Origin of the sequence: Catenovulum sp. 2E275 (assembly GCF_025515275.1) — a bacterium.
Taxonomy (GTDB): domain Bacteria; phylum Pseudomonadota; class Gammaproteobacteria; order Enterobacterales; family Alteromonadaceae; genus Catenovulum.
This window is the reverse complement of the sequence record NZ_JAOPFU010000072.1, coordinates 1-12738: the sequence shown is the minus strand read 5'-3', so window position 1 is coordinate 12738 and position 12738 is coordinate 1. Positions and strand designations below refer to the sequence as shown.

Genomic DNA, 12738 nt, shown 5'->3' with positions numbered 1-12738 from the left:
TGTATAAAACTTGGAATAACCTTCACAACATATCGGGATGGTTATAAAACTCGTCATTCCGTACAGTGAGGAACGAACGTGATACGGAATCTCCTGCCGACAACACAGCATCAGCATAAAACCCAAACACCGAAGTTGCCTAACTGAGATTCCCGCCTCGATAACTGCTCCTTGCGTTATCCTACCTCCTGAATCCATTCAGTCGTTCGCGGGAATGACTGTTATGCTGAACCGTCGTCCATCTTAGGAATGACAAATTAGCCGACCTGCGTGAGGTTTTCATCTAAGGAATGACGCGAGTAAACAATTAATTCAATTCTTGTGGATCTATATCCAGAGTCCATCTAACTTGCTGGCTAAAACTATTTTGCTCCAAGCTCATAATAAGTTGCTGCATGGCTGCATTAAGCATGCTACGTTTATTGGTTTGAAAAATCATTAAATAGCGGTATTTTCCGGCTCGTTTCTCTTGTGGGGCTGGCATGCTAGCTAGAAGTTCTACATTTTGATAATGCGGCTGAATTTGCTGACTAAATAGTTGTTCAATAATTTCGGTTATTTCAATAATTTTATCTTGTTTAACAGACTCTAATCGCAAAATTGCCCAAAAATAAAAAGGCGGTAAATGCATAGCTTCGCGTTCTGCTAATAATTTTTGCTGTAGCGCCGGATACCCTTTATGAATCAGAGTTTGTAAATATTCATGTTCAGGAAAATGAGTTTGCAAAATAACCTGCCCCGGTTTTTCTTCGCGCCCTGCTCGTCCACCCACTTGCACTAGTAACTGAGCCATTTTTTCAACCGCTCTAAAGTCGGAGCTATACAAAGCGCTATCAATATTTACCACAACGGTTAGTGTTAAATTAGGGAAATGATGGCCTTTTGCCAGCATTTGTGTGCCAATCATTATTTGGTGTTCGCCTTGCGTAATCGCACTGAGTTTATTTTCTAACTCCCCTTTTCGGCGCACACTGTCACGATCAATTCGGATTGGTTTCGCCTGCGGAAATTTTTCACAAAGCCAATCGGCTAATTGTTCTGTGCCTATTCCCCAGTCAATAATTTGAGTTGAGCCACATTCTGCACATTGCATTGGCGGTTTAGCCATATCACCACAATGGTGGCACACCACCTGCGCGAGTGCTTTATGAAAAGTAAAATGTTGTTCACAGCGATTACACTGACAAACCCAGCCACATTCATGACAAATTAAAGCAGGGGAAAATCCGCGCCGGTTTAAAAAAATTAAAACCTGATTTCCCTGATTAATATGATGCTCAATTGCCTGCACCACACCATAAGCTAAACCAGCTTGTAAAGGTTGATCTTTAATATCCAGTAATTGTGGTTTGGGCGGTGGATTTTTTTGCGCCCGTTCTAGCATGGTTAAATGAACAAAACGTCCTTGCTGAGCATTATTTAAACTTTCGAGCGATGGCGTTGCACTGCCCAATATAATTTTACAGTTTTCACTGGCTGCACGTTTTATTGCAACATCGCGAGCGTTATATCTTAAGCCATCTTGTTGCTTATAAGAGCTGTCGTGTTCTTCGTCCAGAATAATCAGCCCCAAATTTGGTGTTGGTACTAATACAGCTGAGCGCGTTCCTAAAACTATCGGCGCTAACCCTTTACTCGCTTTTAGCCAAGCATTATGCCGCTCACTGTCATTTAATTCTGAGTGTAAAATAGCAATTTCACATTCAAATCGTGCTTGAAAACGCTTTAAAGTTTGTGGCGTTAAACCAATTTCTGGCACTAAAATAAGCACTTGCTGACCTTTCGCCAGCACTTTTGCCATAAGTTGCATATACACTTCGGTTTTACCGCTGCCGGTAACGCCTTCTAGCAAATAAGTTTTAAACCCCTCTGTGCTTTCAATTTGTTTAATTGCATTGTTTTGCTGGGGATGAAGCTGGTATGGCGACAGATTGATTTTAAGCGCTTTAGGCGGCAAAGCTAAAACATCAATTGTTGTTATTAACTGCTTTTTATCGAGTTGATTAATAATCGCTTTGCTAAATCCGGCTTGCTTTAATAAGCTCTGTGCAGTTGCACCATGCGTTTGTAAATACTGATATAACGCAGCCTGCTGTTTGGCTCGATTTGAAAAGTCTGCTGACTGAGGTTGATTAAGCTGCCAAATTGGCTCGGATACTAGTTGAGCAGCATCACCCTGCTTTAATTTTTTGGGTAATAAATTAATAAAAACTTCGCCCGGCGGGCATAAATAATATTGGCACAACCAATTTAGCATCGCCATTTGTGCTGAGTTCATTAAAGGTATGTCATCAAAACAAGTAAGCACTTGCTTTAATTTATGCTCAGGATATTCACTGGTTTCAGTAATATTCACCACAAAGCCAACCAGCTTTTGTCTGCCAAATGGGACACTCACTCGCATACCCACCCGGCAATTTAAATTGGCAGGAATAAGATAATCAAATAACCGGCGCAGCGGAACGGCTAACGCAACTTGAGCAACTGCCACTGAGATCCTTTTTTATTAGCTGAAAATATAAAACAAATTAAAGCAAACTGGTTAGCGCAATACCTAAACCTATTCTTTGCTGGGCATAGTTATAATCAATCAGGCTTTCACCATAACCATTAAAGTATTGTAAATACCCGGTCACCCGTCCCCATAACGGAAAAGTAAACCCAAGCTCAACAGCCCCGCGCGAATAGTTAAAGTTTTGTCTGACTAAAAAGTGCCCCTGCATGTTTTGGTCAATCCGGTATGCACCAGAAAGCTCAAAATACCCCATGTATTGAGCAATATCCGGGTTATCATCTCTGTTAGGGTCATCGATATCTTTATCTTTAGATTCAGGCAAACGCCACCAAGGCCGTAAAGTTAATGCCCAATGATCATCCTCAACTAAAACCGCTAAATAAATTCGGTTCCAGCTACGCGAATAAGGCAAACTCCGCCCATTTGACTGATGTTCCAGTCCAAATGCCAAACTGGTATTAGTATCCAATAATTGCCAGTTTACCGGTAAATAATAAAAAATCTCGGGCTGGTAATTTGTTTCACGAAATGGCTTAGACATTTCAGTGGTATAAAGCTGCCACCAAGATTGCATGGTTAAGCCAAAAAACAAGGCATCGCCATCGGTAAAAATAGGCTCTTGATTGAGTGGAACTTTAAAACTAATTTGAAATTTAGCTTCAATGTTACGGGCTGATTCGCGCACATCTGCCGGAATATCTAATTTATCATTAAAGCCTGAGGTATAACTAACCGGTAAAATATAATTCATTTTATGTGGGGTAATCACATAAGGATTAAAAAATGTTTCTCGCTCGGCTTCTATTCGTTCACTCAGCGCACCCGGCGGCTCATGCTCACTTTCATCTTCGCATTGGCTCACAATCTCTGCAATCTGAGTCTCTTTTTTAGCTTGTTTTATCGCTTCTAAATAACAGGCGTCCTGCTCGCTGGTTTGTGCTTGCACATAATTGGCAAACAAAGCTGCGGATAAAAAGATTGTTTTAACATACTTCAACATAAATATTTCCGTATTATTTTGTTTGTTAACCACCAACAAGCTATGGGCAGCCTGAATGAAATTTAAAGTCATCATCCGGCGCTAAAATCAACTGCGCTTCCTGCTGACCAAAAAAGTCTACTCGAGCTGAAATATCCTCACCAGCAATTTGCTCTGCTAGGGTTAAATAATCCTGATAATGACGCGCTTCTGATCTTAATAATGAAATATAAAATTTTTCCAGTTCATCATCTAAATGTGGCGCTAATTTAGCAAAACGTTCACACGAACGAGCTTCAATATAAGCACCACAAATTAACTTATCAATTAAAGTTTGTGGCTCGTGAGTTTTAACATGGCGGATTAACCCTTTAGCATATCGCCCTGCACTAATATTGTCGTATTCAATACCACGCGTATGCATGATTTCTAATACCTGATAAAAGTGATGCAATTCTTCTTTTATTAATAGCACCATTTTATCAATTAGATCCTGCCCATAAGGTGAATCCGCACGCGGTTTAATTTGCTTGGATAACGCATTTTTGTGCCCAGATAAAGTTTCAAAGTCACCTTGCTTACGGTAAATAAAATCTTCGTAAGGTTTTAGCCATGCTAATAACGCATCGCCACTTTGTTTATCGACTGCGTATTTACGAATCAGCCACATAGCGGTTTGTGCCGCTTTTAATTCGCATATCATGTGATCAATTAATAACATGCGTAAATTTTCTGGCTGACTGGCTTTTATTATCCATGCATCTGGTGTTTTACACTGTAAAAATGTATGGATAGGCGCTAATAATTCATCAAATTGCTCTGAGTTTTTCATTTATACTGCTTCTAACTCATTTAATGGCCAGCGTGGTTTAATTTCAATATTTTGATTAATTTGCCCAGCTTTTAATCTTTGTAGTCCAGCATAAGCTATCATAGCGCCGTTGTCGGTACAAAATTCTAGCCTTGGGTAAAAAACTTCACCCTGCATAGATTGCATTAGCTCAGCCATTTTTTGGCGAAGCTCGGTGTTAGCGCTGACACCACCGGCAATCACTAAACGTTTTAAACCGGTTTGTTTAAGCGCACGTTTGCATTTAATGATTAAGGTATCAACTGCGGCTTCCTGAAATGCATAAGCGATATCAGCTAGGGTTTGGGGGTCGTCCCCTTGATCGCGTAGTGTATTGGCCGCAAAAGTTTTTAAACCAGAAAAAGAGAAATCTAAACCCGGTCTGTCAGTCATCGGCCGAGGAAACTTAAATCGACCTTTTGTACCTTGCTCAGCCAATTTTGCTAATCGAGGTCCACCCGGGTAATCTAATCCCATTATTTTTGCAGTTTTATCAAACGCTTCGCCAACTGCATCATCAATGCTTTCACCTAAAATCTGATACTGGCCAATGCCTTTCACTTCAACAATTAAAGAGTGGCCGCCAGAAACCAATAAAGCTAAAAACGGAAATTGCGGTACGTTTTCTTCCAACATAGGCGCTAATAAATGGCCCTCCATGTGGTGCACCCCAATCACAGGTTTATTCCACGCGAAGGCTAAACCACGAGCAACCGTTGAGCCAACTAATAAAGCACCAATTAATCCGGGGCCAGAGGTAAATGCAATTCCGTCAATGCTAGATTTATCACAACCTGCCTGTTTTAATGCTTCATCAATTAAAGGGATGATTTTGCGTATATGATCTCTGGATGCCAGTTCAGGTACAACACCGCCATAGTCTGCATGTAATTTTACCTGACTGTAAAGCTGATGAGCCAAGAGCCCATTTTCATCGTCATAAATTGCAATTCCTGTCTCGTCACAGGATGTTTCAATGCCCAAAACTCGCATAGAATACCTTTCTATCATCAAAATTTGGCGGCATTTTAGCGATTTCATATAAGTTTCACCAGTTTTTGTATTCAATAACTTTACTTTCACAGGATAATTGGATTAGAATTGCGCACCATTTTTTAGTCTGGCCGCTTAAATCATGTTGGAAGCGGTATATATAATTATCCTGAGGTGATATTTAATGCCAATTATTAAGGTAAGAGAAAACGAACCATTTGACGTTGCACTACGTCGCTTTAAGCGTTCTTGCGAAAAAGCGGGTATTTTAGCCGACGTTCGTAGCCGTGAATTCTACGAAAAACCAACTGCAGAGCGTAAGCGCAAAAAAGCTGCAGCGGTTAAACGTCACGCTAAAAAAATGTCTCGTGAAAACGCTCGTCGCGTAAAATTATACTAAGAATAGCTTGACAATGACGCTTACTGAACAGCTGAAAGATGCAATGAAAGAGGCAATGCGTGCTAAAGATAAAGCACGTTTGGGGACAATCCGGTTAGCCCTTTCAGCCATTAAACAGCAAGAAGTAGATGGTCAAAAAAGCCTAAGTGATGAAGAGGTTTTAGCAATTATAACCAAAATGGTTAAACAGCGAAAAGACTCTATCACACAATACACTGAAGGCGGTCGTCAAGACTTGGCTGAAATTGAAGCAGCCGAAATTGCTGTTCTTGAAACATTTTTACCTGCGGCATTAAGTGCTGACGAACTGGCTGCTATTGTATCTGATGCAATTACAGAAAGCGGCGCTCAAGGCATGCAGGACATGGGCAAAGTAATGAATATTATTCGACCTAAAGTTCAGGGTCGTGCTGATATGGGTCAGGTTAGCCAAACTGTAAAAGCTAAACTAACTGCTTAAACCCACTTTGCTTGTGTATTACAAAACCGCACCTATGTGCGGTTTTGTTATTTTATAGCCAAACTATTTTTAGCTATAAAAGCAGAAATTTATTCACTCACACGTAAATTGCGCTATAGTGCAATCTAATTTATTGGCTAATACACTATTAGCTTTTAAAGATTCGCTTTATCTGTTTATCGTAAAAATTAGAAGAATATGGCAGGCAGAATTCCTAAACATTTTATCGACGATTTAATTGCTCGCACTGATATTGTGGACGTAATTGATAGCCGTGTCAGATTAAAAAAAACAGGCAAGAATTACTCAGCTTGCTGCCCTTTCCATAATGAAAAATCCCCTTCTTTTACGGTAGCACCCGATAAACAATTTTATTATTGTTTTGGTTGCGGCGCTAAAGGCAATGTTATTTCATTTTTAATGGAATACGATAATTTAGAGTTTGTTGATGCCATTGAAGAGCTGGCCAATATAAATGGGGTAACAGTTGAGCGTGAGCAAGTTGCTAACCCTCAACAAGAGCGTGCGCAGGCCGTTCAAATTAAGCAAGATTTTGAAGTAATGTCGCAAGCGGCTGAGTTTTACCAACAGCAATTGCAACAGGCTCCAGAAAAAGTAAAAGATTATATCAAGCTACGTGGATTATCAGCTGATATTGTTGAACAATTCCAAATTGGTTATTCCCCTGATGAATGGGATGCTTTACTCAAAAATTATGGGCAAAGCAGACAAAGTGCGAGCCAGCTTGCCGATTTAGGCATGTTAATAGAAAAAGATGGCAAAGCCGGATTCTACGACCGGTTTCGTGATCGTTTAATGTTTCCTATTTTAGACAGGCGCGGAAAATGCATCGGTTTTGGTGGGCGTGTAATCGGTGATGGCACGCCTAAATATTTAAACTCGCCAGAAACCAGAATTTTCCATAAAGGTCGTGAACTTTATGGTTTATATCAGGCTCGTAATGCAAATCGCGGATTAGACCGTTTATTGGTAGTTGAAGGCTATATGGATGTAGTTGCTTTGTTTCAGGCCGGAGTCACTTACGCGGTGGCTTCACTTGGCACAGCAACAACCAGTGATCATATCAAATTAATGATGCGCTCAACCAGCGAAATTGTTTGTTGTTATGACGGTGATAATGCAGGCCGAAAAGCGGCATGGCGAACACTTGAAAACGCCCTACCCAGTTTAGTGGATGGTATTCAGATTAAATTTGTATTTTTGCCTGATGGCGAAGATCCAGACTCGTATATTAAACAATTTGGCAAAGAGAAGTTTGAACAGTTAATAGATAAAGCACAGGATTTTGTAAGCTTTTTTTACCAAGAACTGTATCGCCAAATAGGCCAAAGTGAAGGGGAATTTGCCCGCTCAAAATTGAGCCAACTGGCGCAGCCTTTAATTGATCAAATGCCAGACAGCGAATATAAACACGCAATTAATGAAACCTTATCGATTAAACTAAAACGTTCGGTGAGCTCAAATAAAGCCGATAAAATTGCACAAGCCAAAGCAAAACAAGCCAAATTTACGTCAAATACATCACGAAAAGTAACACCGGTCAGATTAGCGGTTGCATTATTGCTTGAGCAACCCCATTTAGTAAAACATCTGGCAAATATGTCAGATAGTCAGCTTCAAGCATTAGCTAAAATGGATGAAGCCGGAATCGACTTTTTTGTAGATTTATTATTATTTGTTCGCAGTAAACAAAACTGTAGCGCAGCGCAAATTTTAGAGCACTGGCGCGGAACTGATAAAGAAAAAATTGTGTCACAACTGATGATGTGGGAGCACCATGTTCAAACCGAAAATATCGAGGTTGTCTTTTTAGACTCAATTGAAAAAATATTATCTTTGTTTGTGACTAAGCGTAAAGCAATGTTGCAAACTAAAGCTAAAATGAACCTGATTTCTGAGCAAGAAAAACAGGAATATTTAGCTTTATTAAAAATAAAATAAGCAAAATGCAAAACCGACATTTAATGACCATTATTTAGTTATACTGGGTAATATCAACTCAGATATATATTAAATTTTTAAATATGCTATAATGTCGAGTTCACTGCATCGTATTTAATTTCATTTCATAGGTAAGCGGAAGTCTGTATGGAGCAAAACCGTCAGTCACAACTTAAACTACTCGTTGCGAAAGGTAAAGAGCAAGGCTATTTAACTTACGCCGAAGTTAATGACCATCTACCGCAAGAGATAGTCGACTCAGATCAGATTGAAGACATCATTAGCATGATCAACGACATGGGCATACAGGTTTTTGAATCTGCGCCTGACGCTGACTCTTTATTGATGTCTGACGAAACAACAGCAACTGATGAAGATGCTGAAGAAGCGGCTGCGCAAGCGCTCGCTTCTGTTGAGAGTGAAATTGGCCGTACCACTGACCCAGTTCGTATGTATATGCGTGAAATGGGTACAGTTGAGCTATTAACTCGTGAAGGCGAAATTAATATTGCTAAACGCATTGAAGAAGGGATCAACCAAGTTCAATGCTCAGTTGCAGAATATCCGGAAGCCATCACTTATTTATTAGACCAATATGACAAAGTTGAAGCAGAAGAAATTCGCTTAACCGATATTGTATCTGGTTTTGTTGACCCGGATGAAGATGACGATATTTTATCGCCTACTGCCACTCACGTTGGTTCTGAATTATCACAAGATGATTTAGACGACGAAGATGATGACTCTTCTGACGAGGAAGAAGAAGATACAGGGATAGACCCTGAATTTGCCCGTGAAAAATTCACACAATTACGTCATGCTTATGAAAAAGTAATGGCAGTAATTGATGAAAAAGGCCGTAATCATCCAGATACCCGTGTTGTTATTGAAGAATTAAGCGAAGTATTTAAATTATTCCGTTTAGTACCAAAACAATTCGACAAATTAGTTGGCGGCATGCGCGACATGATGGACAAAGTTCGTACTCAAGAACGTCTTATCATGAAGTATTCTGTTGAATACGCAAAAATGCCGAAAAAAGAGTTTACCAAAGCATTTGCTGGTGACGAAACATCAACTGCATGGTTAGAAAAAGCGCTTTCAAGTGGTCAGCCTTATGCCAAAGCATTAGCAGAACATGAAGAAGAAATTTTACGCTGTATTCAAAAGCTAAAATTAATTGAAGAAGAAACTAAATTAAGTGTTGTTAGCATTAAAGACATCAACCGTCGTATGTCAATTGGTGAAGCAAAAGCCCGCCGAGCGAAAAAAGAAATGGTTGAAGCTAACTTACGTTTGGTAATTTCAATTGCGAAAAAATACACTAACCGAGGTCTACAGTTCCTTGATTTAATTCAGGAAGGTAACATTGGTTTGATGAAAGCGGTTGATAAATTTGAATATCGTCGTGGTTATAAGTTCTCAACTTATGCAACTTGGTGGATTCGTCAGGCGATTACCCGCTCAATTGCGGATCAGGCTCGTACCATTCGTATTCCGGTACACATGATTGAAACGATTAATAAATTAAATCGTATCTCTCGTCAAATGTTACAGGAAAAAGGCCGCGAACCTACGCCAGAAGAGCTAGCAGAACAAATGCAAATGCCGGAAGATAAAATCCGTAAAGTGATGAAAATTGCCAAAGAGCCAATCTCAATGGAGACGCCAATTGGTGATGATGAAGATTCGCATTTAGGTGATTTTATTGAAGACAGCACCATTGCCTCGCCGGTTGACTCTGCAACGTCAGAAAACCTGCAACATGCAACCCGTGAAGTCTTAGCTGGCTTAACCGCTCGTGAATCTAAAGTATTACGCATGCGTTTTGGTATTGATATGAACACCGACCACACTTTAGAAGAAGTAGGTAAACAATTTGACGTAACCCGTGAGCGTATTCGTCAGATTGAAGCTAAAGCTTTACGCAAATTACGCCACCCTTCTCGCTCAGAGCAATTAAAAAGCTTCTTAGACGAGTAATAAAACAGCGTAACCAACCAATTAAAAGCCCCGTTAGTAAAGCACTAACGGGGCTTTTTTATTTTTGGCTTAATAGCATATTGCTCTCATATTATTCTAAGCTTTAATGATGCCACCGCTCTAAAATTTTATCGTCTTGTAAAATTAATACCTCAGGCGATTTAACAAATAAGAAAATATAATCTTGTTTATAATCTAACCACTTAGACAAGAAATTAACAAAAACAAGTGACAAGATTTTTTTAGTCCATTATACTGCGCGCCGCTTAGTTAAATTATTAGCTAACAGCACTTATCGAATGGCCCCTTAGCTCAGTTGGTTAGAGCACACGACTCATAATCGTTAGGTCCCCAGTTCAAGTCTGGGAGGGGCCACCATTCCATAAGCTTTCCCACGTAAACAACCACTAACTAAAACGACTCTGTGCTACCCCTGTGCTACTTTCCAGAATAAATACTATTGTGATTATTTGGCAAGAGTTAATGTCTAAATCACATTTGCGATGGTTCGAGACTGAAGCTAGCCAGTAATAGTTTGCTCATTAGTTCGATTACTATTTTGTCAAGGCATATAGAAAAAGGGTATCCAAGAGCTTTTCATACGCTTACTTTGATAAAACTAAATTATTATCGTCAATCCCCTAAATATATTTTTAAAGGATTGGTCCAAACCAATTAAAATATATTTAGGGGATTCAACAAACGAAGTGCGTTAGTGTTTGTTATTTTCTATTGAAGCTAAATGATTGGAAACCTTTAGTAAAAGCAGCACACACCAATTCTTAAGAAAAACAGCCCAATATAATGGGCTGCGCGTGTAGGAACTACACGACTATCCTCGAAGGCTACAGACGATAAACCCTAACGTCTGATGGATTACACGCCTCCAGGGTCGCACCCTGATGCACCATAGCCCTGTCTCATGCACCCAGGTGTGGGCCGTTATTATCGATAACGAATCGCGGTGTGCGCTGCCAATTACAAAGATAAACCGCTTTTAAAAATAATGCTTGGAAAAACCCTGGTAAGATTTCAGGGGTTTTATTTGAGGCGGATTGGCGACGAGTCGTCCCTACTCGAAAGAGGTAGGGACGACTCGCAGAGTCGCCCGTCGAGGCCTCTGCTCATGATGCCTCGACACCCAATCCGCCTTAAAAAATTACAGGGCCAGAAGAGGGATGGAGATTTGAGCGTGTCAAAAAGATGTTGCAATCTCTGATCACTGTGATAATTTTATTTATGAACTAGCTCGAAATGAGCATCAAGAAAAAGGGCGTATCTGCTGCCCGCAACACGTTCCTGAGGAGCTGCATTCGCAGCATTATGGGTCACACGGCCACCCCACTATAAACAACACAAATATAAACCACAGTAGTTCGCGCTGTATTTCAACAGAAATCACACGGCTCAGCTTTGTTGCTTTAGACCAGTTAGCCTTTATGTCTTACGACAATATGCTCGGTTACGCACCGTTCATATGGCTTTAAAACTTACCTATTTTGGCATTTCGCCTCCTGGTCTTCGGTTTGGTGTTTTTCTCAATATTTTCAAAATCAATTTTTAAATTTATGAGGAACATGAAATGAGCCAATTAGGATATCGTCTTCACCAAATGGTGAACGACACACACCGCGAAAGTAGCTTTAGTACTAGAGCTACCCGAAACAAAGTTTTAAACCTTGCAGCAGCACAGCTACTTAGTCATGGCTATCGATTAAGAGATCCATCAGGTCTTAAAACCAAGCATATCAATCATCTTGTAACGCGTTGGCAAGATGAAGGTTTAGCACCCAAAACGATTAAAAACAGAATGGCCGCACTGCGTTGGATTGCCGAAAAAATAGGTAAGCCTAATATCTGTTCACGTAGCAATGATGATTACGGCATTCCAAGAGTTCGCAACAACCCCATTGGCAAATCAAAAACGTTAGACATGGATAAGCATGCCAAGATCAAGAGTGACTTAATCAAGCTTTCCCTGCGTTTGCAGCAAGAGTTTGGGCTTAGAAAAGAGGAATGTATGAAATTCAGCTTATCTTATGCTTTGGTAGACGCTAACACTCTACAAATAAAAGGTTCATGGGCTAAGGGTGGCAAATACCGCACGATCCCAATTCGAAAAGAATCTCAACGACAACTTATTCGTGATATTGCCGCTGTTACTAAAGGCGCACTTATCGAACCTGATAAGAATTACAAATCACAAATGGGGGAGTATGATCGCGAAACCATACGCGTTGGATTAAATAAAAATCACGGATTACGACATCATTACGCAAGAGAGCGTTATTTAGAATTAACCGGCTGGAAGTGTCCGGCTGATGGCGGTCCACAAAGACGAAATTTACCGTTGATTGAGTATGAACAGGATACTATAGCCCGCTTACAAATCAGTAAAGAGTTAGGTCATGAAAGGCTCAAAATTACATACGCCTACCTTGGTAGTTAGAGTCATTTTTCTCGCAAGAATTTGGCATGCCAAATTCTGGTGGGTTATAACTGCTCTGTGCCAGAAGCGGAAGTTGAGCTCTAGGATATTTACGTCAGCTAAAGCCAGTTAGCCGACTAAACTTAAATACAGAAAAACAAGTTCAAC

9 protein-coding genes and 1 tRNA gene are annotated in these 12738 nt (G+C 40.2%); 6 read left to right on the top strand and 4 right to left on the bottom strand.

Annotation, left to right across the window (positions count from 1 at the left end; translation table 11 throughout):
* Nucleotides 1-307: 307 nt before the first annotated feature.
* The 4 genes from priA to tsaD are packed head-to-tail and all read right to left on the bottom strand — an operon-like array spanning nucleotide 308 to nucleotide 5337.
* Nucleotides 308-2491, bottom strand: a complete 2184-nt coding sequence (priA, locus tag N7931_RS18475) for a primosomal protein N' (protein ID WP_262795822.1) — start codon at nucleotides 2489-2491, stop codon at nucleotides 308-310.
* A gap of 37 nt (nucleotides 2492-2528) precedes the next feature.
* Nucleotides 2529-3515, bottom strand: coding sequence for a phospholipase A (locus N7931_RS18470; RefSeq protein ID WP_262795821.1), 987 nt, complete (start codon nucleotides 3513-3515; stop codon nucleotides 2529-2531).
* A gap of 40 nt (nucleotides 3516-3555) precedes the next feature.
* Nucleotides 3556-4326 carry a tRNA isopentenyl-2-thiomethyl-A-37 hydroxylase MiaE gene (miaE, locus tag N7931_RS18465; protein ID WP_262795820.1) on the bottom strand — a complete coding sequence of 257 codons (771 nt, stop codon included), beginning with the start codon at nucleotides 4324-4326 and terminating at the stop codon, nucleotides 3556-3558.
* Nucleotides 4327-5337, bottom strand: a complete 1011-nt coding sequence (gene tsaD / locus N7931_RS18460) for a tRNA (adenosine(37)-N6)-threonylcarbamoyltransferase complex transferase subunit TsaD (protein ID WP_262795823.1) — start codon at nucleotides 5335-5337, stop codon at nucleotides 4327-4329.
* A 184-nt stretch (nucleotides 5338-5521) separates the two neighbouring features.
* Between tsaD and rpsU the strand changes: the two genes are divergently transcribed.
* The 6 genes from rpsU to N7931_RS18430 all read left to right on the top strand — a co-directional run bounded on the left by rpsU (nucleotide 5522) and on the right by N7931_RS18430 (nucleotide 12591).
* The gene (gene rpsU, locus N7931_RS18455; RefSeq protein ID WP_262795819.1) at nucleotides 5522-5737 is read left to right on the top strand and encodes a 30S ribosomal protein S21; all 216 of its coding nucleotides are present in this window, start codon (nucleotides 5522-5524) and stop codon (nucleotides 5735-5737) included.
* 13 nt (nucleotides 5738-5750) lie between these two features.
* Nucleotides 5751-6197 carry a GatB/YqeY domain-containing protein gene (locus N7931_RS18450; RefSeq protein ID WP_262795818.1) on the top strand — a complete coding sequence of 149 codons (447 nt, stop codon included), beginning with the start codon at nucleotides 5751-5753 and terminating at the stop codon, nucleotides 6195-6197.
* Between the two features lie 198 nt (nucleotides 6198-6395).
* Entirely contained in the window at nucleotides 6396-8159 is a 1764-nt protein-coding gene (gene dnaG / locus N7931_RS18445; protein ID WP_262795817.1) for a DNA primase, read from the top strand.
* A gap of 147 nt (nucleotides 8160-8306) precedes the next feature.
* The gene (gene rpoD / locus N7931_RS18440; protein ID WP_262795816.1) at nucleotides 8307-10142 is read left to right on the top strand and encodes an RNA polymerase sigma factor RpoD; all 1836 of its coding nucleotides are present in this window, start codon (nucleotides 8307-8309) and stop codon (nucleotides 10140-10142) included.
* Between the two features lie 301 nt (nucleotides 10143-10443).
* Nucleotides 10444-10520: transfer RNA gene (locus N7931_RS18435), tRNA-Ile, on the top strand.
* A gap of 1204 nt (nucleotides 10521-11724) precedes the next feature.
* Entirely contained in the window at nucleotides 11725-12591 is an 867-nt protein-coding gene (locus N7931_RS18430; protein WP_262795815.1) for a phage integrase N-terminal domain-containing protein, read from the top strand.
* The last annotated feature ends 147 nt before the right edge of the window (nucleotides 12592-12738 follow it).